The 24,989-nt window shown below is 33.1% G+C and carries 24 protein-coding genes; 9 read left to right on the top strand and 15 right to left on the bottom strand.

Features of this window, described 5'->3' with window-relative positions; all coding sequences use genetic code 11:
* A partial coding sequence (locus tag PQ963_10665) for a hypothetical protein (GenBank protein ID MEN4030122.1) occupies positions 1-391 on the bottom strand: 391 nt, incomplete at its 3' end.
* 595 nt (positions 392-986) lie between these two features.
* Here PQ963_10665 and cfbE point away from each other — a divergent pair.
* From cfbE to PQ963_10645, 4 genes are all read left to right on the top strand, one after another.
* Positions 987-2,327, top strand: a complete 1,341-nt coding sequence (gene cfbE, locus PQ963_10660; GenBank protein ID MEN4030121.1) for a coenzyme F430 synthase — start codon at positions 987-989, stop codon at positions 2,325-2,327.
* A 178-nt stretch (positions 2,328-2,505) separates the two neighbouring features.
* Positions 2,506-3,375: a hydroxymethylbilane synthase gene (hemC, locus tag PQ963_10655; GenBank protein ID MEN4030120.1), complete on the top strand. Its 870-nt coding sequence runs from the start codon at positions 2,506-2,508 to the stop codon at positions 3,373-3,375.
* Positions 3,372-4,325, top strand: coding sequence for a Gfo/Idh/MocA family oxidoreductase (locus PQ963_10650; protein ID MEN4030119.1), 954 nt, complete (start codon positions 3,372-3,374; stop codon positions 4,323-4,325). The genes hemC and PQ963_10650 overlap by 4 nt, the downstream gene beginning before the upstream one ends.
* 39 nt (positions 4,326-4,364) lie before the next feature.
* Entirely contained in the window at positions 4,365-4,964 is a 600-nt protein-coding gene (locus PQ963_10645) for an orotate phosphoribosyltransferase-like protein (protein ID MEN4030118.1), read from the top strand.
* A gap of 28 nt (positions 4,965-4,992) precedes the next feature.
* Here the strand turns inward: PQ963_10645 and prf1 are convergent, their stop codons facing one another.
* Positions 4,993-6,093, bottom strand: a complete 1,101-nt coding sequence (gene prf1, locus PQ963_10640) for a peptide chain release factor aRF-1 (protein MEN4030117.1) — start codon at positions 6,091-6,093, stop codon at positions 4,993-4,995.
* A gap of 259 nt (positions 6,094-6,352) precedes the next feature.
* Here prf1 and pyrH point away from each other — a divergent pair, with 259 nt between their 5' ends.
* Both pyrH and PQ963_10630 read left to right on the top strand, forming a co-directional pair.
* Entirely contained in the window at positions 6,353-7,030 is a 678-nt protein-coding gene (gene pyrH / locus PQ963_10635) for a UMP kinase (GenBank protein ID MEN4030116.1), read from the top strand.
* Between the two features lie 46 nt (positions 7,031-7,076).
* On the top strand, positions 7,077-7,274 hold the full coding sequence (locus PQ963_10630; protein ID MEN4030115.1) for a DUF2116 family Zn-ribbon domain-containing protein: 198 nt from the start codon (positions 7,077-7,079) through the stop codon (positions 7,272-7,274).
* 47 nt (positions 7,275-7,321) lie between these two features.
* On the opposite strand, the gene cfbC is transcribed toward PQ963_10630, so the two are convergent.
* Together cfbC and PQ963_10620 are read right to left on the bottom strand one after the other, a co-directional pair.
* Complete coding sequence (gene cfbC / locus PQ963_10625) at positions 7,322-8,125, bottom strand: Ni-sirohydrochlorin a,c-diamide reductive cyclase ATP-dependent reductase subunit (GenBank protein ID MEN4030114.1); 804 nt, start codon at positions 8,123-8,125, stop codon at positions 7,322-7,324.
* Positions 8,122-8,601, bottom strand: a complete 480-nt coding sequence (locus tag PQ963_10620) for a CBS domain-containing protein (protein ID MEN4030113.1) — start codon at positions 8,599-8,601, stop codon at positions 8,122-8,124. Before PQ963_10620 ends, cfbC begins: the two co-directional genes overlap by 4 nt.
* Before the next feature lie 304 nt (positions 8,602-8,905).
* Between PQ963_10620 and PQ963_10615 the strand changes: the two genes are divergently transcribed.
* Positions 8,906-9,157, top strand: a complete 252-nt coding sequence (locus PQ963_10615; GenBank protein MEN4030112.1) for a toll/interleukin-1 receptor domain-containing protein — start codon at positions 8,906-8,908, stop codon at positions 9,155-9,157.
* A gap of 332 nt (positions 9,158-9,489) precedes the next feature.
* Here the strand turns inward: PQ963_10615 and PQ963_10610 are convergent, their stop codons facing one another.
* The 7 genes from PQ963_10610 to PQ963_10580 form a co-directional block, all read right to left on the bottom strand.
* Positions 9,490-9,693, bottom strand: a complete 204-nt coding sequence (locus PQ963_10610; GenBank protein ID MEN4030111.1) for a hypothetical protein — start codon at positions 9,691-9,693, stop codon at positions 9,490-9,492.
* A gap of 296 nt (positions 9,694-9,989) precedes the next feature.
* Complete coding sequence (locus PQ963_10605) at positions 9,990-13,670, bottom strand: DEAD/DEAH box helicase (GenBank protein ID MEN4030110.1); 3,681 nt, start codon at positions 13,668-13,670, stop codon at positions 9,990-9,992.
* A 44-nt stretch (positions 13,671-13,714) separates the two neighbouring features.
* Positions 13,715-14,899, bottom strand: a complete 1,185-nt coding sequence (locus PQ963_10600) for a U32 family peptidase (protein ID MEN4030109.1) — start codon at positions 14,897-14,899, stop codon at positions 13,715-13,717.
* 22 nt (positions 14,900-14,921) lie between these two features.
* On the bottom strand, positions 14,922-16,331 hold the full coding sequence (gene purF, locus PQ963_10595) for an amidophosphoribosyltransferase (GenBank protein MEN4030108.1): 1,410 nt from the start codon (positions 16,329-16,331) through the stop codon (positions 14,922-14,924).
* 190 nt (positions 16,332-16,521) lie between these two features.
* Positions 16,522-17,391: a toprim domain-containing protein gene (locus PQ963_10590; GenBank protein MEN4030107.1), complete on the bottom strand. Its 870-nt coding sequence runs from the start codon at positions 17,389-17,391 to the stop codon at positions 16,522-16,524.
* On the bottom strand, positions 17,392-17,574 hold the full coding sequence (locus tag PQ963_10585) for a 50S ribosomal protein L37e (GenBank protein ID MEN4030106.1): 183 nt from the start codon (positions 17,572-17,574) through the stop codon (positions 17,392-17,394). It abuts the gene before it with no gap.
* A gap of 84 nt (positions 17,575-17,658) precedes the next feature.
* The gene (locus tag PQ963_10580; GenBank protein MEN4030105.1) at positions 17,659-17,925 is read right to left on the bottom strand and encodes an LSm family protein; all 267 of its coding nucleotides are present in this window, start codon (positions 17,923-17,925) and stop codon (positions 17,659-17,661) included.
* Positions 17,926-18,148: 223 nt separating this feature from the next.
* On the opposite strand from PQ963_10580, the gene PQ963_10575 reads away from it, so the two are divergent.
* Both PQ963_10575 and arfB read left to right on the top strand, forming a co-directional pair.
* The gene (locus tag PQ963_10575) at positions 18,149-18,679 is read left to right on the top strand and encodes an RNA-binding protein (GenBank protein ID MEN4030104.1); all 531 of its coding nucleotides are present in this window, start codon (positions 18,149-18,151) and stop codon (positions 18,677-18,679) included.
* 19 nt (positions 18,680-18,698) lie between these two features.
* Positions 18,699-19,388 (top strand): 2-amino-5-formylamino-6-ribosylaminopyrimidin-4(3H)-one 5'-monophosphate deformylase, encoded by a 690-nt coding sequence (arfB, locus tag PQ963_10570; GenBank protein MEN4030103.1) that lies wholly within the window; start codon positions 18,699-18,701, stop codon positions 19,386-19,388.
* Positions 19,389-19,417: 29 nt separating this feature from the next.
* Here arfB and PQ963_10565 read toward each other — a convergent pair whose 3' ends face one another.
* The 4 genes from PQ963_10565 to PQ963_10550 all read right to left on the bottom strand — a co-directional run bounded on the left by PQ963_10565 (position 19,418) and on the right by PQ963_10550 (position 24,976).
* Positions 19,418-21,913 carry a DUF5814 domain-containing protein gene (locus PQ963_10565; GenBank protein ID MEN4030102.1) on the bottom strand — a complete coding sequence of 832 codons (2,496 nt, stop codon included), beginning with the start codon at positions 21,911-21,913 and terminating at the stop codon, positions 19,418-19,420.
* Positions 21,914-22,027: 114 nt separating this feature from the next.
* On the bottom strand, positions 22,028-22,396 hold the full coding sequence (locus tag PQ963_10560; protein ID MEN4030101.1) for a hypothetical protein: 369 nt from the start codon (positions 22,394-22,396) through the stop codon (positions 22,028-22,030).
* A gap of 120 nt (positions 22,397-22,516) precedes the next feature.
* Positions 22,517-23,434 carry a hypothetical protein gene (locus tag PQ963_10555; protein ID MEN4030100.1) on the bottom strand — a complete coding sequence of 306 codons (918 nt, stop codon included), beginning with the start codon at positions 23,432-23,434 and terminating at the stop codon, positions 22,517-22,519.
* A gap of 12 nt (positions 23,435-23,446) precedes the next feature.
* Positions 23,447-24,976: a phenylalanine--tRNA ligase subunit alpha gene (locus tag PQ963_10550; GenBank protein ID MEN4030099.1), complete on the bottom strand. Its 1,530-nt coding sequence runs from the start codon at positions 24,974-24,976 to the stop codon at positions 23,447-23,449.
* Between the last annotated feature and the right edge of the window lie 13 nt (positions 24,977-24,989).

The following is a 24,989-nucleotide window of genomic DNA, read 5'->3' as shown; positions in this document are numbered from 1 at the left end:
TACTGGAAACACTAACACGTTCTGTAATGTTTAAAAGCAGGTCACGCACAAAAACATCAGAAACACCATTAGTATCTCCTGTAACTAAATTAGTAGCATAGGATGTAAAAGCCACATAACGTCCATCAGCACTAATAGAAGGCTGACTACTATCACCATTACCCTGTTCACCCGTACTGGAAACACTAACCAGTGTTGTAGTGTTTAAAAGCCTGTCACGGACAAACACATCTTTATGACCATTAATATCACCCGCCACAAGATTACTTGCATAAGAGCTAAAAGCTATATAACGACCATCAATGCTAATAGAAGGTTCATAGCTATAACCATTAGACTCACTTCCATTAATAGCCACTAACACAGATCGTGGTGTTATTGGCCGCTGCAACACTTCCACAAAAAGCCAATAAAAAAATAAATGCAAATGATAGTAATATGACTTTTTTCAAGATTTCCACACCCTTATACAAAATATCAGTGAAATTTTAAATTTATTTTCACATAGTTAGGAAATTATGATTATTATAGAAATTTTAAACATTTATTTACACTCTAATTTACTATACATGATTTTATTATATTACTATAATACAAAAGTCTAATTATCAATCTATATAAACATTACTATTTTAACCTAACAATCTAAAATCATGTAAACAATGTCGTTTTTCCAGTGATTTAATGAATACATATTCTCCAAAGTTTAAAAACTTTAGGGTATTTCTGGCTGTACTTTTAAACAGAATCAGGTTTTAAGAGTTAATCATTTGCCTAAATGGTACTGCATCGGTGATGGATCTGGTGTTTCCACATGGAAAATTATATTCCAACTTAGCAAAAGATTAAAAAAGACTCTGAAAAACAATAAAATCACTGAAATTAATAGACAGTCCCAAAAAATAAGTATCTTATTTCACAATATATCTGATTAGGGACAGCATCATTTATATAATTTATACAAATAATTCCGGGAGTTAGTACATATGAATGTCTTAATTATCGATATGACTCATGGAGGCGTGGCAATTGCCTCTGAATTTTCAAAAATAGATGGTTATAAAGTCTATGCACTGGATATCTATAAAACATTAACTCCTGGAAGAAAATCACTTCTCAGTGCAAAAGGCATTGAATTTGTTGAGGAAGAATTTTTAGATAATAAAATAGACTTAAATGATGAATTCCTGGTGGTGGCTCCAGTACACTGCAGCATCAAGTCTAAAGTTGATATGACTCACCATGAAGCAGTGAAAACGTTATTAGAAAACAGAATTAACATTCCTGTAATTGAAGTAACTGGAGTTAAAGGAAAAACAAGTGTTGTATGGATGTTGAAAGAAATATTTAAAGATTTAAATCCGCTTATTTTAAGTAGTTTAGGTGTAGAGATTATAGAAAATGGAAAAAACACAGTTTTTAATCGAAATATAAGTATAACTCCTGCAAGCATCCTGGAAGCATGGAATCTTGCAGATGGCCATGATACAGGGATATGCATATTTGAAACATCCCTTGGTGGAACTGGACTTGCTGATGTGGGCGTGATTACTAATATTGCCGAAGATTATTCCATAGCGCGTGGAGAAAAATCTGCAAGCAAGGCCAAGGCACAGATGTTTAAAAGTGGCCTGGGAGTATGTGATTTTGATGATTATAATAAATATTATTCCCATATTAAAGCCTGTGTAAATACCTTTGGAATTAACTCCGGTGCAGCAGTCAGTGCTTTTGATATCAATTACAAACTGGATAAAACAACTTTTAAGATAAATGTAAATGATCTTAAAACCAGAAACGGTAATGTTTTAAATACTTCATTTGAAGTTGAAACATTTGCTCCAGCAGAGCATCACCTGATGAATGCACTTTGTGCAATATGCGCATCATTATCACTTAATACTCCAGTAGAACAAATCATAGAAGGATTAAAACGTTTTAAGGGTGTTGAAGGCCGTACTTCTATTAAAAATTATGAAGATATAAAGATCATAGAAGAAATAAATCCTGGAATCAATGTAACTGCAATTAAAAAATCAGTAAAGATGATTGAAAACAAAGGGTCTCCTGCAGTAATTTTTGGAGGTAAATACGGAGTAACATGTGAAGAAATAGATGAAGAAGCTGCAGCAGAATTTTTAAATTCAATGGATGAAAAAATTAAACTTCTATTAATTGATGAACTTGGTAAAAATATCAGTACACTCCTAAAACGAAAATATAAATATACTGACTTTAATAATGCTATTACAGAGGCCATAAAAATGAATTCTAAAATGATTCTTTTAATTTACAGATCCAACTTTTCTGATATTTCCAGAAGATGAATATTTAGATGCTGTCATAAAATTCAAAATCTGAACGTAAAAAGCCCTTATATGGCATTCAAAAATATTGGGTTATGGGACAGCCTCATTTAATCTAAAAAACCAATACATATACACATCTTTTAAAGATAGATGTTTTGACTGAAAAATCAGTGTTTAGCTACCTGGAGAGGATTCTTTGAAAGTAGGTACCCGTGGAAGCAATTTAGCAATGACTCAGACGAAAAATATAATCGATCAGCTGTCTAAAATAATAAATAAAAAAATTGATCTGAAAGTAATAAAAACTACAGGAGATAAAATCACCGATTCCCAGCTTTACACCATCGATGTTAAAGGCATATTCACAAAAGAACTTGATAAAGCTGTTTTAGATGAAGAGGTTGATTTTGCAGTTCACAGTCTAAAAGACCTTCCAACAGAGCTTGCAGATGATTTAAAGATAATAGCTGTCCCTTTCAGGGAATCTCCTAATGAAGTACTCGTATCATCATACATGTGGGAAGAACTTCCAGAAGGAGCATCCATGGGGACAAGCAGCCTTAGAAGGGAAGCTTTCTGTAATTATCATAAAAAAAACTTAAATATAAAACCAATAAGAGGAAATATAGATACAAGAATTAAGAAAGTAAGCGACAGGCAATATGATGCCACTATAATGGCTGAAGCAGGTATAAACAGGCTTGGCCTTACAAGGTTTATTAAACAGGTTTTTCCTGTAGAATACTTTACTCCTCCTGCAGGGCAGGGTGCACTGGCAGTGGTTGCAAGAAGTGACAGTAAAGTACGAGAAGATTTGGAAAAGTTGAATCATTTCAAATCGTCACAGGAAGTAATTGCCGAAAAAACAGTGCTTAGAGAACTGGGAGTGGGTTGTCAATGGCCCCTTGGTGTTTCTGCAAGGGCGGGAAAGAATGAACTAAAACTTTACAGTATTTTACTGGATAAAAGCGGCAGAGTACTTTCTAAAGCTGAAGTAAGTGGAACAATTAATAATGCAGAAAATGTAGGCATGGAAGCTGCAAAAATCATGGAGGATTATTTGTGAATAAAATAAATGTAGGTGTAATTGGTGTTGGGGCAATGGGCTATAACCATGCCAGGGTATATTCTGAACTTGAAAATGCTAACCTTATGGCAGTATCAGATTTATTAAGGGAGAAATCAGAAGAAGTTTCAAAAAAATATAATACTGAAGGATATGTAGATTACAATGATATACTTAAGATACCAGAAATAGAGGCTGTAAGTGTATGCGTTCCAACTACACACCATTTTAATGTGGTTATGGATGCAATAGAACATGGTAAACATGTGCTTGTAGAAAAACCCATAGCTTTTACTTTAAGAGAAGCAAAAACAATGGTAAAGGCTGCAAAGGATGAAGGAGTTAAGCTTGCAACAGGCCATGTTGAAAGATTTAATCCTGCAGTTGAAAAATCAAAAGAACTTATCAAAAAAGGGGTTATTGGAGAAGTTGTTTCTGCATCAGCAAAAAGAGTAGGGCCATTTCCACCAAGAATAAAGGATGTGGGGGTGACCATAGATCTGGCCATACATGAAGTGGACGTCATGTTCTACCTCTTTGAAAGCCCTGTATCCAGAATATATGCAAATATGGGGAGCAGACTTGAAAAATGTGAATATGAAGACCATGCAGAGATAATGAGCAAGTTTAAAAACGGTATAATTGGCATGCTTGAAGTAAACTGGCTTACACCCTACAAAAAGAGGAAGCTTGAAATTACTGGCGTAGATGGGATTATTTCAATTGATTACATTGACCAGACCGTTAATGTTTACGGTAAATCCACGCAAAACGTAGATATACCTTACCGAGAACCATTAAAGGAAGAATTAAGTTCTTTTTTATATGCAGTTAAAAATGATGAGGACCCCAAGATTACAGGTGAAGACGGGATATATGCCCTTAAAATTGTTACTGCAGCTATAAAATCCGCTGAAAATAATTTTCCTGTGGATATAAATGGTTATTAACTTTTTAAGTTATAATATCTTAATTAAGGATGTGTGTTTATGAATGAAGAGCTTATACAGAAGGCTTATGAGTTAAGAAGTAGAGGTTTTACCACCGGAGAAATAGCAGACGAACTTAATGTCTCCAAAGACACTGCAAGGTGGCTTATTCTCCAGGTGAGCGGTAAAAAAATAGAAACTGAAGTTCAAAAAGCACCTGTTGACTTTGCAATAGACTGGAAAAATCTTGGAAGCAGTTCAGCAAGAATGATGTATGTGTCTGCAGCAATGGCAGATTTAGCCCTTGAATACGGCAGTGTTGAAGTTGTAGTAGGTATAAGTGTAAGTGGAGTACCATTTGCAACCATGATGGCAGAAACAATTGGGGCAGACATTGCTGTATTCCACCCAATCAAGCATAGAAAAGAGAAAGATGCTGGAGGAGCAATAAGCAGCAATTTTGCATCTGTTGAAGGTAAAAAAGTTGTTATTGTAGATGACGTTATTACAAGCGGAAGAACAATCACCGATGCAATCAATGTTTTAAATAACCTTGGAGCAGATCCATCAGGTGTTGTAGTTCTTATTGACAAAAAAGGAATTTCAGAAATTGGAAATGTTCCGGTGAAATCTCTGGTCTGTGTGAGTAGGTTAGGGTAGTCAGGGATTTGTTAGGCGTCAGTCCACTTCATTTTACACGATACCTTAAAATAGCAGCAATACCACCAAACGCCCGCAATAGCTGCATTCCCTCTTCAGTTTCAGCTGAAATAATTTCCACTTCAGAACCTACTTCTTCAGCTATATCTACAAAGTCATCAATTATATCTCTGGCCTCAGATAAAAGAAGCACCTCCACAGCACCCATTTCAAGGTTTTTCCTGACTTCAGCCTCACCATAGGATGCAAGTCCATCCTCATTTATCAATTCCCTTAAAAATCTTTGAACAAGCTTTTTTTCTCTCATTATGTCTATTTCAGTTAAAACATCCATGGACTTATCAATTACTTCCCTTATACCAAATTCACCAGTATATGAAGTATCAACAGTAGTGATTACTTTATTTTTGAGTTCATAATGTAAATAATCTCCTTTATAGAAATCTTCCTTTGTATGTCCCGGGCCACCAAGTATTATGCCTTTTAAATCTTCTATCTGTAAAAAAGCATCGTTCATGTGCTCTCCTATCCTTTTTAAAAATTCATGAGCTGCAAGCTCTATTAAACGGTCAAACCTTCGCTGAGATTGTCCACCTGCCTTGTGCTTACCTGGAACACCACTGGTTAATGTTTTTACAATATCTATACGCTTACCACGCAAAGTTGCAATGGTAGCTTCCTTCCTGTCTAAAACTGCAAGTCCATATGTTTCTTTTACTTCAATCATGTCCTGAAGAGGTTCCAGATAAAATTCTGAATTACAGTGGTAAGTGTAGGTTTGTATTGGTTCTGGAGGTTCAAAAACAAATGTTTCCATTTTTTCTGTTCCCGGACCTCCTTTTGGGATCATCCCTACAAAAAGTAGAAGTCCATTTTCTGGAGGTTTTGGGAAAAGCTTTAACCTCTGCATGATTACCTCAATAGCTGATTGAACGTTCTTTTTTGTCTGTTTACTCTTAATATTTGCACTCTGACTTAATTCTTCCCGCATGTGTTTTACAACATCACTTATCTGTTTATCTGGCGGGATGTACACAGATACAAGTTCTGTTCCTCTTCCTTTTTTATCTGCGAGTTCTTCGATAGTTTTTTTAAACTCGTATAACTCTTTTGATGATACTTCAGCCAAAAAAATCACTCCTTAAGTATATTAATATTTAATCAATAATAATTCAAAATTGTGAGATTAACCAAATTTTAAAAGACATTTAAAAGACAGTTATTTATTTATCTCTAATATATAATTAGATTAAGTTAATTCATGTTTTTATATTTATTCAAGAAATTATATTTATCTGTAAAACTGAAATAATGGAAATGGATAAAATTAGAATAAATTTAATTCAGATTTAGATAATTAATCTCTGAATTTCTTTATCGGTGATAAAATGAAAATTGTGATTACAGTAGGTGGATCTATAATAATAAAAGATGGGGAACCTAAAATATTTAAAGATTATGCAGACGTTTTAATTGAAATGAAAAATAAAAACGAACTATTTTTAGTAGTTGGAGGCGGAAAGCCTGCTCGCCAATATATAGGAATTGCAAGAGGTCTTGGTGCCTCTGAAGCAGCCTGTGATGATATGGGGATTGAAGTCACGCGTTTAAATGCAAAGCTTTTGATCATGGCACTTGGAGATGTTGCTTATCCTGAGGTTGCAAAGAACTTCCATGAAGCAATGGAATTTGCAACATCAGGCAGAATCGTTATTATGGGAGGGACAGAACCTGCACACAGTACAGATGCTGTTGGAAGTATCCTTGCCGAGTTTATAGGTGCTGATCTTTTAATTAATGCCACATCTGTTGATGGATTATATAATAAAGACCCTAACAAGTTTGAAGATGCAAAAATGTATGAAAAAATTACTCCTACAGAAATGATGTCCATTTTAAGCAGTAAAGAAATGAAAGCAGGGACTTATGAATTCTTTGATATGACTGCAGTTCAAATAATCAAGCGTTCTAATATAAAAACAAGAATTGTTAATGGTGAAAATCCTGAAAACATCTTGAAGGCTTTAAATAGCAAAATAGGAACAACAATAGTTCCTGATGATTAGAAAAATTTAACTATATTTCAATTAAAGTCAAAAAGAGGTGTAAAATATGACAAAACCACATAAGCACTGTCCAACCTGCGGAACACCAATTCCAATGGATGAAAGATTCTGTTCTCCTAAATGTGAACAGGCGATTGCAGAAAGACAGCGAAAAATAATGCGTACAAGAAAAATAATGTATGTAGCATTTGCATTGCTAATTATAATTTACCTTGTGTATGTTTTAAGGGGAAAGTTGATTTAAACATAAAATGTTTAATGTCGTGGGTTTTCTAAACCCCTGATCATAAATTAATCAGACTGGAATTTTCTAAAAAATTCATCGAATTCTTCTATATCCATTGGCTTAGGAACAGCAAAATCTTCATTGGAGTATACTGCTTTTGCAAGTTTTCTGTATAAATCTGCCTGTTTTGATTCCCCAAACTTTTCAATAACAGTTTTTGCATCTATTTCACTTTTTTGAACCATCCCACTTCGAGGTATAACTCCAATAACCTTACTTCCAACCATACTTGCAAATTCACTTACAATTTGAAGTTCATTTTCAATTCCTCTGCAGTTGCAGATAATTCCACCAAGGTTTCCTTTAAGCTTTTTAATACCTTTACAAATATTATTAGCAGCATATAATGCCATGTATTCCCCAGAAGTCACAATATAAACTTCATCAGCGAAATCTTCCCTAAGTGGAACTGCAAATCCTCCGCAAACAACATCTCCAAGTACATCATAAATAATAATGTTTATATCATCAGAAAATGTCCCGAGCTTATCTAAAAGACCCATTGCAACAATGACACCTCTTCCAGCGCATCCCACACCTGGTTCAGGGCCTCCGCTTTCTACACATTGAACTTCTCCATATCCTTCAAAAAGAACATCTTCAACAGACACGTCTTTTTTTTCTTTTAGAATATCAAGAATTGTGGGAATTCTTCTTCCTACAAGAGTTCGTGTTGTGTCTGATTTAGGGTCACAACCAATAACAAGAACGTTATAATCTTCAGAATATGCTGCAGCTATGTTGGAGACAATGGTGGATTTTCCAATTCCTCCCTTACCATATATGGCGATTCGTTTGGTTTTACTCATTCCTTTTTCACCAGAGCACCTATAATATCTCCCCTTGTTACTATACCTACTAATTTATTGTTTTCATCAACCACAGGGAGTCTGTTTATCTTATGTGAATCCATTAATGTTGCTGCATCATTAATTGAGACTTCTTTTTCCACTGTTATTACGTTCTTTGTCATTATTTCACCTACTAAAACAGATGCAGCTTTTCTTACGTCATTTGCAATTTGCTCATAGCTGTATTCCATTCTAACAGGAAGTTCAATTAAATCAAATGGAGCAGGTAAAAGCAGGTTAAGATTAGGAGAATGAATCTCAATAAGTTTCATTATGTCGTCTTCGCTAATGATTCCAATTACTTTGCTGTCAGCATCAACTATTGGAGCTCCACTTATCTTTTTTTCCCTTAAAACTTCTGCAACATAAGCTATCGTGTCTACATCTTTAAATTTAATTACATTTTTTTCCATAGCATCTTCTACGGTTATCATATTAATCACTCCGAAGTAACATGAAATTTTAAATATTTTATATTCTATTATTTTGTTTTATTTACTATATAATCAATATAATCTCTATTTTACCTATAACACTAAAACATATAAAATTTAAGAAAATTTTATCATTTACTGATAAAAGCTTAAAATTAGGAACATATCATTATAATTCCATTAAAAATAAATCTAATACATATCCCTCTTTTTAATTCATCTTTTATTTAAAAGATACTGTTTATTTATATTGATTTGAATTATATATCCAAAAATACAACTATATCTCATCTCAGGTGGTTCCATGAGCAAAGAAAATAAATATAAATATAGAGTTTTTATTAGCTATTCAAGAAAGGATAGAGAAAAAGTCGACGTTCTTGCAAACATCTTGAAGGAAGAAGGATTAAAACCAATGTATGATAAGCATTTTTCCGGCGGTTTTGGCTTTCATAAACAAATTAAAAACTTTATAGCTCATTCACATGTATTTTTACCATTTATTACAAGTTCATCAAGTAAAATGGGCTGGGTACACCATGAAAAAAGGCTGTAGTTGATAATAAGTCTTTATCTGGAAGTAATTTAAGATAAAAATTCCACCGTGTCCGGATATTATAAAATCGGTAGTATTTTTTATCTTTTCAACACTTTCCATGCCTGCCTCTTTACTAAAGAAGTCCTGATTATAATCCCGGATTCTTATTCTATAATCATATTCTGTATAGAATAAATAAATTTCCAGAGAATAAAGCTGATTTAAAGGGATAATAACCAACAATTTTAAAAAATAGAAAAAATTAAATCTCTCTAACTTCTCCAGATTCGAGAATTATTCTATCTTTGGTTAGGATTCCAGATCTTTTAAATCTGGAGGGTATGAATCAATTAAATATCCTCCGTTTCCCTGAACAGCTCTTTTTTGGCCTTTTCAATCATTTCATCGCTGATATCTTCTCCTTTAACACTACCAAAAAGTGAAGCTTTCTTTGCACTCTTCTCTTCTATATGTATCAAATCCCTTTTCATATACTCAAGTTCTCTTTGTATTTCCCCAAGTTTTTTTAGAAAGTTCTTGAAATCAGAATCCATTCAATCACCTTCTTAAATACATCATGATTACTTCTCATACTTATATCAATTATTACCGAATAATAAACATTTATCTTATGTTCGATCATGAACCCCACAAAAGAGGATAAAAACATTAATAGGATATCATACGAAATATTTATATTGAATTTTGGAAAAATTTGAAAAATTACATATTGTTTATTCAAAATAGTGATACATAAAGTACAATCTCATTTTAAAGCAACGATCAAAGTCTGTGCAATGCCCTCATATTCAGGAAATAACTCCTATGGCTTAATTTTTATATCTAATGGTTATTTTCTTAATTTTAGTATTTCCTTTAATTCATCGTTGTTCATTTCTGTTATGAAGTTTTCTCCAGCTCCAACTGTGATGTCTGCTAATTCTTTTTTGCTTTCTATCATTTTGTTTATTTTTTCTTCGAATGTTCCTGTTGTTATTAGTCTGTAGACCATCACATTTTCTTTTTGTCCGATTCTATAAGCTCTATCTGTTGCCTGGTTTTCAACTGCAGGGTTCCACCATAAGTCATAATGTATAACGTTTTGTGCTGCTGTTAAATTTAAACCGGTTCCTCCTGCCTTCAATGAGATAATGAATATTTTATGCTGGGATCTTTCTTGAAAATCATTGATCATTTTATCTCTTTTTCCTCTTGTAAGTGATCCATGCAGGAATAATGATTCTGTATTGAATTTTTCATCCACCAGTTTTTTCATTATATTTCCCATTTGAACATACTGAGTAAAAATTAAAACGTTTTCCCCATTTTCAGTTATATTTTCTAAAATATTCATCAAAACTTCCATCTTACCAGAATCATGGATATTTATCGATTTTGTCCTGGAAAACTGGGCTGGATGATTACAGATCTGTTTTAAACCATTGATCAATTTAAAAATTAGTCCTTTTCTATCTATACCTTCACTTTCATCAATTTCTTCCAGTAATGAGTCTACCATTTCCTTGTATAGTGCAGTTTGTTCAATACTTAGTTTGCAGTAGACATCATTTACTATTTTAAGAGGGAGGTCTTTTATTATTTCTTTATCTGTTTTTAGCCTTCTCAGGATAAAAGGATCAGTGATCTTTCGGAAAGTTTTAAGAACTTTTTCATTCCTTTCTTTTTCAATGGGTATGATAAATTTTTCTGTAAATTTCCTTATGGATCCTAAATAATGCTTGTTTGTAAGGTCAAATATACTCCAGTAATCTGCAAGTCTATTTTCTACCGGCGTTCCAGTTAATGCAATTTTATTATCTGATTTAATGGCTTTTATTGCTTTTGTTTGTTTTGTAGTGGGGTTTTTAATGTTTTGAGCTTCATCAACAACCAGTAGATACCATTTAATCCTTTTAAATTTTTTCACGTCACGTCTTATGGTTCCATAAGAGCTTATAACCACATCAAAATCATCTTTTTTTGGAAATTTCCTGTTAGTTCCATGATATATGAAAGGTTTAAGTGTTGGGGTGAATTTTTTCATCTCATTTTGCCAGTTAAATAGTAAGCCTGTTGGGGCGATTACTAAAACCTTTTTTTCATCTAAACATCCTTTATTTTTCAGGTGTAAAATTGAACTTAGAACCTGTAATGTCTTTCCAAGTCCCATATCATCAGCAAGAACACTACCAAAACCAAGATTAATGTTTTGAAGTAGCCATGAGAATCCTATTTCTTGATAGGGTCTAAGTTCAGCATTTAAATTACCTGGAACCTCTATATTTTCATATTTTTTAATCCTTTCAAAAAGAGACTTAATATCATAATCAATATTAACTTCACTTTCCTCAAATTCCCCACTAATTATGGCCTGTATTAAATCCGTTTGACTTAAAGTTTCTGGTAGTTTATCTAACCTTTTTATGAAGGATTTTATTTCCTTTTTATCTAAAATAACATAATTATCCCTTATTTTAACAATTTTTTCAGATTTTTCTAAAAGCATTTTAAATTCTTCTTTACTGATATCATTTTCGCCGATTGCAATTTTCCAATCGAATTTCACAAGTTCCTCCAGTGAAAGATAAGTTTTTCTCTCCAGACTAAGCTCTTTAGTGCTTTTTAAATCAAGTACAAGTTTAGGTTTTACTATTTTCTCTAAACTTTTTGGAAGGATTACTGAAATTCCCATTACTTCCAGTAAGGGAAGTATATCCATAAAAAATCCAGAAAATTCATTCATATCCAGTATAATTGGCTTTTTAAGATCAACCGTTTCTCTAATTTCAGGGAAATACTCCTGTATTAAGTAGAGATCTGATAATAACTGCAGTTTCCTATTGTTTTCTATGTAATCTTTTTTACCGGAAATAAATTCATAAACGGCTTCTGGAGGAGTATTCTCATCTCCTACTTTTAAATGAATACTAAAACTTTCATCAATCACGGTTTCTTCTACAATTAAATAGAGATTATAATCTCTTTTCCTTAAATATAAGTTTGAAAGCCATTGATCAATTAAAAATTCATATCCCTTTGTCTTAAATTCATCAAATTTTAATCTTTCATTAAAGAAAAATAATCTAAAAATAGGGTTATGACTTTGTCTTTCTAACATTTTAGGCATGCCCAATCTGGTGTAATGTTCCATGATTCCAGAAATTATAAGGCTTATTCCTGTTATTACCTGTTGTTTTCTGTTTATTTGGGAATTTTTATAACAGATCAGATTATCAGGACACATAGAATATAATTTTTCACATATTGCATCGATTTTTTTATCAAAAAGACATGGCACCCACCTTATATGATAGGTACTATCCTTTAATTCTATAATTTCAGGAATGATTCCCTGTTTTTCTATGAGTTTTAATGAAAATTGCAGTAGTAAATGTAGAAATTGTATATTATAATTGTATTGCAGTGTATTTGTATGGGATATCTCCACCAGGAACCCCAATAAAATATTTTCTAGATCCTTATTATTTTCGAGAACAAATGGGTTATTATCCTTTGAATTTGTTTTTTCTTTATCTGGAATAATTGTATTTTCATCTTTTATGGATATTTTTGAAATTCTATAATTATCATCTATAACTAATCGGAATTCTTCCCATAATTTAGGATTATTCCATTTAAAGGATAAATATCTCTCTTTCCATTCTTTTAAAGTTTCATCTTCTCTTTTAGATAACTTTGAAATTTCTTTTAACCCTGTTTTTAAGATTATAAAGTCGTTATTATATTCATTGTTATAATGATTGTAATCATAATACTTTTTACAATATCTTGCCATTGATTTGTATACGCTTTCAACAACATTTTTAAAGTCTTTATCATAGAAAAGAGGGAATGATTTTAGGATGGTTAATGTATATTCAGACAAAATAGGAATATCAGAAAAATCAATATCTTCTGTGATTTTTCTATCATATTTTAGTCTTGTTTTGTCTATTTTTTTATCATAAAATAAAATATCACTAACACTGGTGATTTTTCGAACCGTTAAATCTTCAACATTATCTAAATGGTCAATTATACCTAATAAATCACAGTTATGAATTTCAAAGATTTTGAAGGGATTTTTATCAATTTCTATACTTATCATATAAATTAAACTGGCAATATGTTTACATGGAAGTGCATAGTCTGGACAATTACATTCAGCACTAATATCTTCCCACGATTTAGGAAATAACTCAATTCCAGTCTCAGCCAATTTGTAGTACAGTTCTTCTGGAAGTTTTTTATTTAAAAGTCCTGCAAGAATTGATGGATGATTATTTATAACACGAGCAACAAGTTCTTTTTCACTTTGAGTAAATGAGTTTAGCTTCAAAGTAACTTCATAGTATTTTCTGTAGTTACCTTTAACTTTTCCAGTAATTGTATTTCCATTAATGTTAATATCATAGACTTTACCTGTGTTTGCATAAGTTTTTCCTCGGGGCAATCTATTTGTAAAATCAATATTTTTAAGGGCATCAAGCCATTTTTGTCCCCACCATGTTTTTCCATATTGAACTGCCATGAAAATCTTCATGAAATTTAATGGTTATTTATTCTATTCACTGCTTACTTTAAAATCCTTTTATAAACAATATCATTTGGCCTTACTTTATTTTTAACCAGTAAACCTACATTCTGACCTTTTCCAGCAGCTTCAATATCTTTACCATTAATTTGCATTGAATCAACTTTTTGAATTAAAGATCCAGTTTCATTACCCTGAATTATAATTTCATCGCCTATTTTCAGGTTATCCCACAGCCTGATTTCTGCTGCAGAAACGTTTTTATAGTAATTAATCACTGATCCAATATCTTTTTTAATATGGGTGGCCTCATTATAGTGGCTGGTTTTATATGGAGTTTTAAAGTAAAATCCTGTGTCAAAGCCCCTATTAAAGACTTTTTTAAGTTCATCAACCCATTTCTCATTAAATTCCCAATTTCCACTCTCATAACTGTCGACAGCTTCTCTGTAAACCCGGGTCACTGCTGCAACATAATCTGCAGGCCTGGCCCTTCCTTCAATCTTAAATGCGTCAATCCCTGATTCAATAAGCTCAGGTACGTGTTTTATCATGCAAAGGTCTTTGGGACTTAAAATCTGACTTCCATTTTCATTTTGAATTAATTCAAACATTTCACTATCTTCAGATATCAATTTCCAGCTTTTTCTACACGGCTGCAAACATTCACCGCAGTTTGCACTTTTCCCGTAAAGTGAAGAGCTTAAAAAACATCTTCCAGAAACTGCAACACACATTGCTCCATGAACAAATGCTTCTATCTCTAAATCAGTGTTTTCTGCAATCTCTTTAATTTCATTAAGCGATAATTCTCTTGAAAGAACAGCACGCTTAACTCCAAGCTCTTCAAACAAATTCAACGCACTAAAGTTTGAAATATTGGCCTGAATGCTCATATGAATGTCGATGCCTTGGTCTCTTGCAAGTTTAAGAGCGCCAGGGTCTGAAATAATCAATGCATCCACATCGTAAGAATAGATAACCGGTAAAATCTCTTTAAAATAGTTAATATCCTTATTTCTCATTATGGTGTTGGTGCAGACATAAATCTTCTTATCAAAGTCATGGCAATACCTTACAGCATCTTTAAGGGTTCGAAGAGTAAAATTGGAAACATTTGCCCTCATGTTGCATCCAACAATACCCAGATAAACAGAATCTGCACCATTTTTAATTGCAGCACTTAATGCCGCAAAATCACGTGCTGGGGCAAGTAATTCAACCAATTCTTAATCACCAGTTTTGATTTTAGGGACATGTACAGCGCTCTGCTTCATATTCTTCAATATTTTCAGGTAAATCTGTTGGATATTCCCCTGTAAGGCATCCTATGCAAAGTTCATCCTTTGGTATACCTATGCATTTAACAAGTGATTCAACACTCAAATATCCAAGTGAATCAACACCTAAATATTCTCTGATTTCTTCTATTTCTTTATTAGATGCTATAAGTTCTTTTTTTGTTGCCATTGCTATTCCATAGTAGCATGGGGAAATTATAGGAGGGCACCCTATCCTTAAATGGATTTCTTTAACTCCAGCTTCCTTAAGAACATCAACTGTAGCCTTGGAGGTTGTTCCACGCACAATACTATCATCTATTAAAACTATTTTTTTAGATTCAAGTTCTGATTTAACAGGATTCATTTTAAGCCGGACTGAGTTTTCACGTTCTTCCTGGGTGGGCATGATAAATGTTCTACCCACATAACGATTTTTTATAAGTCCTTCTCCATAAGGAAGTCCTGATTCTCTTGAATAGCCTATTGAAGCAGTTATCGCCGAGTCAGGCACAGGCATTACCACTTCTGCATCTGCAGAATATTCCCTTGAAAGCGATCTTCCAATATTTAAACGCACCTCATAAACACTTCTATCATCCAGTATGCTGTCTGGACGTGCAAAATAAACATATTCAAAAATACAATGAGCTCTTTTAGTTTTTACATTATTTTCCATCTTAAAGCTCTTTATTTCATCATTTATAATTAATATTTCCCCCGGTTCTACAGAACGAATGTATTCGCCACCTAAAACATCGAAAGCAACGCTTTCAGAACCAATAAGTGTAATATCGTCTTTTTTACCCAGAGAAAGTGGCTTTATTCCCATAGGATCCCTGACTGCAATCAAATCATTATTTATTAAAATAACCAGTGCATAAGAACCAGTAAGCCTTTTTGAAACTTTCTGAATTGTTTTTACAATATCTCCTGTCCTGATGTATTCCTTTGTAATTAAACGACAGATAACCTCAGAATCAGTTGATGATTTAAATTCATAGCCCTGCTGCTCTAATTCTTCCCTTAATTCCATGGAATTTATTATATCTCCATTGTGAGCAACAGCAATTGTTCCATGATCAAATTCTTCAAAAAATGGTTGTGAATTTTCTATTTTTGATTTTCCTGTAGTTGAGTACCTCACGTGACCTATTCCCACGTAGCCATCAAGCCCTTTAATATTCCCATTGTTAAATACGTCGCAAACAAGGCCCATACCTCGATATGTGCTCATTTCGTTTCCATCGTGAACTGATATACCTGCAGATTCCTGTCCTCTATGCTGCAAGGCGTAAAGCCCATAATATATGGCTCTTGAAACTTTATTAGACTTGTTATGAGAGTATGCACCTGCAATTCCACACTTATCCTGCAATTTGAATTCTCCTTTCTCTAATGCTTATTGAATAAAAATGAATTATATAGGGTGTTAAGTTTAATATGCAGTGAATTTTATGTTATTTATAATTATCATCTTTTAGAGTGCTCTAAATATAAATTTTCAAGCAGAGATGGTCTTTAAGTTTTTCGAATATTAAATTGAGCATGTTACCTGCTGCACTTAATTAAATATTTTCTCTGTCAAACTCTTCCTTTAAATCATCAATTTTAGAATCATAAAAAATTAATACTGTTCTTATTATTTTAAGCCAGTCTACAGCATCTTTTCTGGAGGATGCCGCAATTTTGTCCTGGCCAACCACAATATTTTCTGGTTTAAACTCATTGCTTATAAAATAAATCTGTTCTTTATCTTTTAATTTTTCATCAAAAGATTCTTCCCATAGTTCATCAACATGAAACACTTCAAAAAAGTTTTTATTTTGAATTTCTTCATATTTAGATTTTATTGAACTAAATTCGCCTTTTAAGGATTTATAGTTACTATTTACAGCTTCTAATTGCTCTTTGCAGTTATCATTTGATCTTTTAACTTCTTCATTTTCAAATTTAAGAGCTTCGTTCAAATTTTCTAAATCCTTATTTTTCCGGGTTAAATCTTTGATATCATCATTACATTCTTTTATATTTACTTCAAGTTCTCTAAAACGCTTTATATTAGCTATAGATATTAACCCTGACCTTATTATGGCATTTTTAATTTCATTCTGTATTAAATAAGGATCTATGTATTCTACATCATGACCGAACGGCAGTTTCATTCGCTCTATGTGACCAACTTTGTCTTTTAACACCTTGCGGAACTTTTCTGCAAGTTCACGCCCCGGAGCATCAACATCAGTTGCAATTAAAACAATATCTGCGCCACTTACAGCCCTTTTTGCTATTTCAGAGCTTGTGGTGGGAATTATAGAGGATATGGTAATGTGGTATTCAGCGCCTAAAGCCATATTGCGCATAGCCTTAGAAATGCTTTCCACATCTGATGCACCTTCTACAATTATTCGTACATCAATTGGATTTTTAACATCCATCTATTTCAACCTGTATCCATTAAGTTTTTTGTTTTGCCAGCTATAGGTCCTGATCTTAGCTGATCTACCAAACCCACATGCTGCACAGTACTTTTTCCTTGCATGATAGGAATTTTTACCACATCTCCTACATCTAATATGGGTCTTTTTATTACGCTTACCAAATGATGGTGTTCCCTTCATCTATTAATCCTCCTTAAAATTTTGGCCATATTTAATCAAAATTGGTTTTATAAAGAACATCAAAATTAACTTATCAGGTTTAATTTATCCTGGAGATATATAAACAATGTTATCTCCTCTTATAAGTACAATACCCAATCTTCGGGATGATTCCCCTTCTTCAAGCTCTTCAGCATCATTCAATACTAAATTCATGTGCATGTCAAAACTTTTTAGAACTCCTCTAAATTCTCTTCCGCCTTTAAGCTTAATTAGTACCTGAGAGTTTAATGATTTACCTAATGCGTCCAGTGGTCTTGAAACATTCACATTCTTCTGTTGAGTCACATTATCACCTGTCCTTAATATCATTTTGGTGGATTTATATTTAAATGTATCCTTCATTTAAAATATACCATGTCTTATGTTAATTAAATCATTTAAATCATTGTAATTTAATTGAAATAGTTCAATTTTTTAGAGATTTCCATATTTATTCTTTTCATATTTAAAAGTTTAGTAAAGTACTTCCGGCCATGTAAAATTATAATTATAAGTAAAATTTAGATTATTAGTCAAGAAGTTTCAATCAGGTGTGACATTGAAAATAAAAAAAAGGTATTACCTTCAAAAAAAGAAATTAAAAGAGCTCAAAGCCCATTTGGGGAATTATTCAAGCTTAATCAGCCCTAAAAGCAGGGTTGAAACACTGGAAATTGATCCTTATGACACATTCGAAAACTCTGTTTTCGATGCCCCAAAATCAGGGATTTTGAGGATAATACTTATAGATGGACAACCAGTGGTCATGAACATTGAAGGTACCTATTTTCCAACAGTAAAGGGTGCTCTGGAGCTCGATATTACAGAAAAATATGTTGTGGTTGATAGAGGTGCTGTAAAATTTGTGGTCAAGGGTGCAGATATAATGAGTCCCGGGATAATAGAAGCAGATTCAAAGATTCAGGAAGGAGATCTGGTTATAATTATTGAAGAAACCCATAGAAAACCTCTTGCAACTGGAAGAGCACTTATTTCAGGGCCTGAAATGGTAGAAAACAGGGAAGGAAAAGCTGTAAAAACCGTTCATCATATTGGAGATAAAGTATGGAATTTGGAAATATAAAACTAAAAGTTGTGGGTTCATGAAACTTAACTACCCCTCAGGAAATGTTATTTCCCCAAAAGTGCATGAAATTGGGATACTTGCAGTTGGATCTCACCTTGAAAATCACGGTGCTGCACTACCCATAGATACAGATTCTAAAATTGCCTCACACATCGCACTTCAAGCAGCTTTAAGAAGTGGTGCAAAATTCTTAGGAATATTATATGCAGCAACTGAATACGATTACATATCTCATGGCATTCATATAGGTGCTGAAGAATTAGCCAAAAAAAGACTGTTTCCAGCAGTAGAGAGTGCAAAAGAATGCTTAAAGATTAAGAAAGTTGTTCTTGTAAACGGTCATGGAGGCAATTTACCCCTTGTTAACTACATTAAAGAAATTGGAAACGAATTGGACATTACAATAATTTTTAACAATCGAATTGTAGAAATAGAAGGTCCGCATGCGGGAACAGGCGAACTTTCAATTGGAAGTATTTTAGGAATTTTAGATAAATCAAAACTTAGAGATCACTGTAATTTTCAAAAATATCCTGAAGTGGGAATGGTAGGTTTCGGTGAAGCCCGAGCTATTGATGAAGGAATAAATCAGGGTGCAAAAAGTGTTGAAAATGAAGGTGTTTGCATAGACGAAGAATCAGGTAAATCGCTAATTGAAGCTGCTGTCGAAAGTGTAATTGAAGATGTAAAGCGGCTTCTGGATTAATTTAGATTTTTTTAATTATTAAAAAATTTTTAATTTTCTATAGCTCTTATGAGTCTTATACACTCCTTAGCTATTTTCCGTTCTTTAAATGCATTGGCTATTCTTTTAATTGCTTCAACAGTCCTTATTAATGCATCAAGCCATGAAAATATGTCGCCGGCATAAACATGAATCTGGTAATCTCTTAAAAGCTTTTTACTGATATCAACAGGATCCTTTTTCAGCATACGCATTTTTAATATTTTTCTTGAAAGTTCCATCTGGAAGCATTTACAGAAGGGCCGATCCTTGCATTTACATGAAAAAAAATCAATCTGCATGTTAATTAAGGGCTCTTTAAGGTTTTCTTCAAGCTTGGAAATAGTATCAGAAGATGATAATATATCCAGAGTTGAATCAGCGAATAAACGAGAAGACAAATTGATTTTAAGTATCTTACTTAACCTTCTATTAACTCTATTTGACATATAGGCACTTTCAAATGGTTCCAGAGACAATGCAATGTCTACTGGTTTTCGGGACTTTAAATTTTTCCTTATATATTCAGCATCACTGTAATTAAGAAATGAAACAGAAACTGCTTTTCCAAAAGGTGTTACAGATAAATCTCCATTTTTATCAATTATGAATCCATAATCCGTCAAAATATTAAATATTTCATTGAAAGTAAGTGCCAGATCCCTATTTTTATAAGCTTCTTTAAGATCCTGTCCACTACAAATTCTTCTGGAAAAAATATCTGCTAAAAACTGCTCAACAGCATCTTCTTCACGGTATTCCACATGAACTGGTTCTACATCACTTTCAAGCAGGTTTACGGCCATAAAATCTTCCGTATCATCGTCAAATTTCCTTCCAACTTCAACTATGAGGTAAATTTTCCCAATATCATGATAAGCAGGTCTTCCAGCCCTGCCAACCATCTGTGAAAATTCATTAGGCCTGAGCCATTTATTACCCATAGTAAGAGACTCAAAAATCACCTGGGATGCAGGAAAATCAACTCCTGCTGCAAGAGCTGCTGTTGTTACCACTGTAGAAATTTTTTGATTACCAAAATCACGCTCTATTCTATTTTTCCGGGCATAAGAAAGGCCTGCGTGGTAAGCTGCGGCATTAACATTTCTTTTAGTTAAATAATCAGCTATGGAATGTGTTTTTCTTCTTGAATTGGTGAATATTATTGTCTGACCATGATATCCTTTTTTTGATATATTTTTATGCTCTGAATGTGATAATCGGGCCATAATGTCTTCTTTATCGTATTCTGACCTTGAAAATATTAGATGGCGCTCTAATGGTACTGGACGTTTATCATACTTCACTAATTTCATTCCAAACTCTTTTGCTATCACTTCCGGGTTTTTCACTGTTGCAGAAAGCCCTAAAATTTGAATATCTTTAAAAAGAGATTTTAATCTATCTAAAAGTCCATTTAACCTTGGACCGCGCTCTTCATCATCGAGCATGTGTATTTCGTCAATAACAACTGTGCCCAATTCTCCCAATTCTCCTGCTTTCCCTGAACGCAGTAAGAAATCAAGGCCTTCATAGGTTCCAACCACAATATCTGCAGTCTTTACATCCCCTTCAGGTAATAAAAGCTCATTTTTAGCATTTATTCTGCTCATCCCCACTCTGATTGCAACTTTTAAACCTAATTTACTGTACCTCTTTTTAAAATCCCTGTATTTCTGGTTTGCAAGCGCCACAAGAGGTGTTAAAAACACGAATTTCTTTCCTTTAAGTGTGTTTGGTATCCCTGAAAGTTCTCCAATCATGGTTTTTCCACTTGCAGTTGCAGAAACAACAAGGAGATTTTCACCTTTAAGAAGCCCATTAGAGATGGCAAGTGCCTGAACAGGAAGCAGGTATTTACCCTGCTTTTTTAATATATTTTTAAGTTCTTCTGGAATTTCCAGTTCGTCCATTTTAATTTTAGATAACTCTTTGTCGTCTCTGATAGTTATCTTATCATACAATGTTAAATCAGGGTTTTTAACAGGGTTAAAATTAGGATTAAAGACACTTAGGACTTTATTCAGGTCACCAGTTTTATCAAGCATCTTTTTGAAGTTTTTAAATGTGCTTAAATCATATGAATGTGATTTTAATTCCCTTTTTATTTCTTCTTCAGCGCATTTTCTGCATATATAATGTTTATGGTATAAATAAGATACATCTGGATTAATAATAGTGATATAACCGCCTATTGTGCAGTGTTTACAAATTCGGGTTCTTTTATAATTAATGTTTAGAGAATCAAGCATTTCCTCTATTTCATCGTCTTTACCGGTTGTATAAACATTCTGCTTCTTTAAAATCTTTAAAGCTTCGCCTGGTGGAAAAAGAGATTCTTTATCCCCTTTTTTTACTGTAAACTTGTATGGCCTTATCTGATTTTTAATTCTTTTAAGTTTTAGATTTCCCTGAAAAATAGGCGTTCTTCTTGAATTTAGTGCCCCTTTAGAACTACCTATTGGAAAAAGCTCTATATTCTTTTTATTTCGCCGTAAAATTATCATGATAACCTACCAGATATCAAAAAATAGTATTATAATTAGAATAAATCATGGAAATACTGGTCATTAATTTAGAAAGCCGTCGAAAATCCCACAAAATCAGAGATTTTGAAAGCTTCAGTTATCTTCCCTTTCTCTCTTAATTGTTCTTGTAGGGTTATTTTCATTTCCTTGTCTATAATTAACTATGGTGTTGTCTTCTGGATTGACTGCTCCTGTAGTATCATTAATGCTGTTGTTTGTAATTGGGGTAGAATTGGTTGAATTTGTTGTATTATTGTAGAAATGTCTCATCACATGAACAGGTTCAAATGAAGGGTTGCCTATAACAGAAATTTGTTCCTGATTATTCCACTCAATATTTGAAGGTATTATGTCCTCTGTAATATTACCTGGATTTAAAGCATTTGCAGATGAACCACAACCAAAAGCGATGAGTGAAATCATTAAAACAGTGAATATTTTGCCTTTTTTTCCTGCATTCATCTATAAAACCTTTGTTTATTTATCATTACAAAGAATATTAACCCTTTAAAATTTAAAGCTTCTAAAAATATTTCTGTCTTCAAACCATTTAAGGTTAACTATACAGCGAGAAATACATTTTTATTTACGAATCATGTAATAAACTCCCACCACCATAAAGGGCATTACTATTAAGAGTACTGTGGCCGGTATGGTTGAATACGAGCTAAAATAAGTTATGCCGACACTTAAAGGAATTATTCCATCTCTCATACTGCTTGTGTACAAAAACCCTATCCCATAATCTTTTTGGGCTCCAAAAAACCTTTTCAAGAAATATCCATAAATAAAGCCTGCTGAAAGAAGGGTTGTTACAATTAAAACAATTATAATAATAGTATATAATTCATTTGCAAGAATTTTGGATGCCATATGTGCTATTGCAACCACTATTATCAGTAGACCTATAAAAGAGGATAGAAGAGTGATTGTATTCCTGGCAGGAATGTGTTTTTCCTCTTCTAACCTTAAAAAAAGCGCAATGACTGCTGGAGCAAATATGGACAATGCAAGAAGCTTGAATATTGCTATTGAAAGATCGTGAGATGCTATTCCCATAAAAAATAGTATAACTGGATATACGATTATGCTGAGAATCATGGAAAATAGTGCAGTGCTTATGGATATGGTACCATTCCCACCTGAAAGTTCAGTCCATAATGCTGCAACCACAGGAGATGGAGCAAAACACAATAAAACCAGTCCTATCATAATATCTGGCTGTAAATGAAGCCAGTGTCCCAGTAAAATCCCTATAAAAGGGTATAATATTAAATTAGAAATGATCAATGCCATTACAATTTCAGGATGTTTTACCACCCCTGTAAAATCGCTGATTCTGTGTTCAATTACCATGGAAAATACAAGAACTGCAAGTAAAAAAGGAATATAAGGAGATAAAATAGAAAATTGTGGGAACATAAAACCAGTAATGACACAGATTAGCGTTAATAATCCATAATATTTTTTTAAATTTCTATGAATATCACTTAATGACATTTTTTTACCTTTTCAATCCAGTTTAACAGGTAAGTGCCTTAACCATCCTATATCACTCTTATATAACATTCGGATATCCTTAATATCCAATCGCATCATGGCCAATCTTTCAATTCCAAGACCAAAAGCTGCAACTGGAGTTTCAACTCCCAGAGGCTCTAAAACTTCGGGCCTGAACATCCCGGCACCGCCCAGTTCTATCCATGCCTCCTTGTCTGGAAGGTAAACTTCACATTCCAGTGATAGATATGTGTAAGGGAAGTATGCAGGTCTGAACCTCACTTCAAAGCCTAATTTATGGTAAAATTCCTTTAAAATACCTAATAAGTTTTTGAATGTGATGTTTTCATCTGCAACGATTCCTTCAACCTGGTGAAACTCAGGAAGATGTTTATAAGTTATTGTTTCCCTTCTAAATACTCTTCCAACAGAAAACATCTTAAGAGGAGGTTTATTTTCAGCCAGATATCTTGCAGAAACACATGTTGTGTGAGTTCTAAGCACAGACTGCTTTGCAACATCAATGTCCCACGAATAACCCCATCCTTCAGAACCTGTTAAACCCCCGGTTTCATGAACTTCTGAAACTTTATTAACAAGCTCTAATGATGGTAAATTAACTTTCTCAGGCTCTTTAATATAAAATGTGTCCTGCATTTCCCGTGCTGCATGATCTTGAGGCTGGAAAAGACAGTCAAAATTCCAGAAAGCTGATTCAAGAATTGAGCCACGTGACTCTGTAAAGCCCATTAAAAGAAATATCTGCCTTATATCATTAATTGTCCTTTGTAAAGGATGTATTTTTCCAGAAAATGTTTCTGGATGTTCTGCATGGATATCATAACTCCTGAATTTTAATTTTTTCCATGATCCTGTCTTTAAATGCTCATGAGTTAGCTGGGTGGCCTCTTCTTTTATGTCTATCCCCATATCCAGAAGTTCCTTACCTTTTCTACAAACCTTTAATTTGAAACTGGGTTCTTTTTTAAGCTCTATTAATCCCTTTCTTTTCTTTAAAAGGTTAAAACCTTCCTTAAGTGATGGAGAAATATGAGAAAGATATAATCTATCTGTTTCAATGAGATTATTTAACAATAACTCGTCTTTATATTTTTCAGTAACTGCAGATCTTCCTTCTTCAGTTATTTTAACGTTACCTTTATCAATAGACGCCCATTTTTTTTTAAGCAGCCAGCCTATAGCTATTTTTACTTCTGAAGGATTCAATCCTGCTTTAAAATCTATATCCTTCATTAAAATGGATTTTTCTTCATTTAAAACTTTTAGTATCCTTCTTTCTGGCAATCCTTCCTCTGCATATTTCTTTCCAGTTTCACTTAAACTGATAAGTTCATCAACATCCTTTTGAACACAGATAATGCCTTTAGATTCTAAAGATCCAGAAGCACTCATTACAGATTTAATATCCATTTCCTGAGATTCAGCAATTTCTTCAGGAGTTGATTCATAGCCTGCTAATTCTAATCCCTTTAAAACCTTTTTTTCGTAAACATGTAATTCATCGATGATATTTTGAAGCATTATATATCCTCCA

It is taken from the genome of Methanobacterium sp., assembly GCA_039666455.1.
In the GTDB taxonomy this organism is placed as follows: domain Archaea; phylum Methanobacteriota; class Methanobacteria; order Methanobacteriales; family Methanobacteriaceae; genus Methanobacterium_D.
This window is presented reverse-complemented; position numbering and strand designations above follow the sequence as displayed.

Excerpts from the sequence above, each read along its gene's own strand:
- PQ963_10605 (MEN4030110.1), bottom strand. The coding sequence starts at position 13,670 with ATGGCAGTTCAATATGGAAAAACATGGTGGGGACAAAAATGGCTTGAT.
- PQ963_10645 (MEN4030118.1), top strand. The coding sequence starts at position 4,365 with ATGAATGAAGAGCTTATACAGAAGGCTTATGAGTTAAGAAGTAGAGGT.
- arfB (MEN4030103.1), top strand. The coding sequence starts at position 18,699 with ATGAAACTTAACTACCCCTCAGGAAATGTTATTTCCCCAAAAGTGCAT.
- PQ963_10555 (MEN4030100.1), bottom strand. The coding sequence starts at position 23,434 with ATGTCATTAAGTGATATTCATAGAAATTTAAAAAAATATTATGGATTA.
- cfbE (MEN4030121.1), top strand. The coding sequence starts at position 987 with ATGAATGTCTTAATTATCGATATGACTCATGGAGGCGTGGCAATTGCC.
- PQ963_10560 (MEN4030101.1), bottom strand. The coding sequence starts at position 22,396 with ATGAATGCAGGAAAAAAAGGCAAAATATTCACTGTTTTAATGATTTCA.
- PQ963_10615 (MEN4030112.1), top strand. The coding sequence starts at position 8,906 with ATGAGCAAAGAAAATAAATATAAATATAGAGTTTTTATTAGCTATTCA.
- PQ963_10630 (MEN4030115.1), top strand. The coding sequence starts at position 7,077 with ATGACAAAACCACATAAGCACTGTCCAACCTGCGGAACACCAATTCCA.
- PQ963_10565 (MEN4030102.1), bottom strand. The coding sequence starts at position 21,913 with ATGATAATTTTACGGCGAAATAAAAAGAATATAGAGCTTTTTCCAATA.
- cfbC (MEN4030114.1), bottom strand. The coding sequence starts at position 8,125 with ATGAGTAAAACCAAACGAATCGCCATATATGGTAAGGGAGGAATTGGA.
- PQ963_10590 (MEN4030107.1), bottom strand. The coding sequence starts at position 17,391 with ATGGATGTTAAAAATCCAATTGATGTACGAATAATTGTAGAAGGTGCA.
- PQ963_10620 (MEN4030113.1), bottom strand. The coding sequence starts at position 8,601 with ATGATAACCGTAGAAGATGCTATGGAAAAAAATGTAATTAAATTTAAA.
- PQ963_10585 (MEN4030106.1), bottom strand. The coding sequence starts at position 17,574 with ATGAAGGGAACACCATCATTTGGTAAGCGTAATAAAAAGACCCATATT.
- PQ963_10550 (MEN4030099.1), bottom strand. The coding sequence starts at position 24,976 with ATGCTTCAAAATATCATCGATGAATTACATGTTTACGAAAAAAAGGTT.
- PQ963_10580 (MEN4030105.1), bottom strand. The coding sequence starts at position 17,925 with ATGATATTAAGGACAGGTGATAATGTGACTCAACAGAAGAATGTGAAT.
- PQ963_10610 (MEN4030111.1), bottom strand. The coding sequence starts at position 9,693 with ATGGATTCTGATTTCAAGAACTTTCTAAAAAAACTTGGGGAAATACAA.
- pyrH (MEN4030116.1), top strand. The coding sequence starts at position 6,353 with ATGAAAATTGTGATTACAGTAGGTGGATCTATAATAATAAAAGATGGG.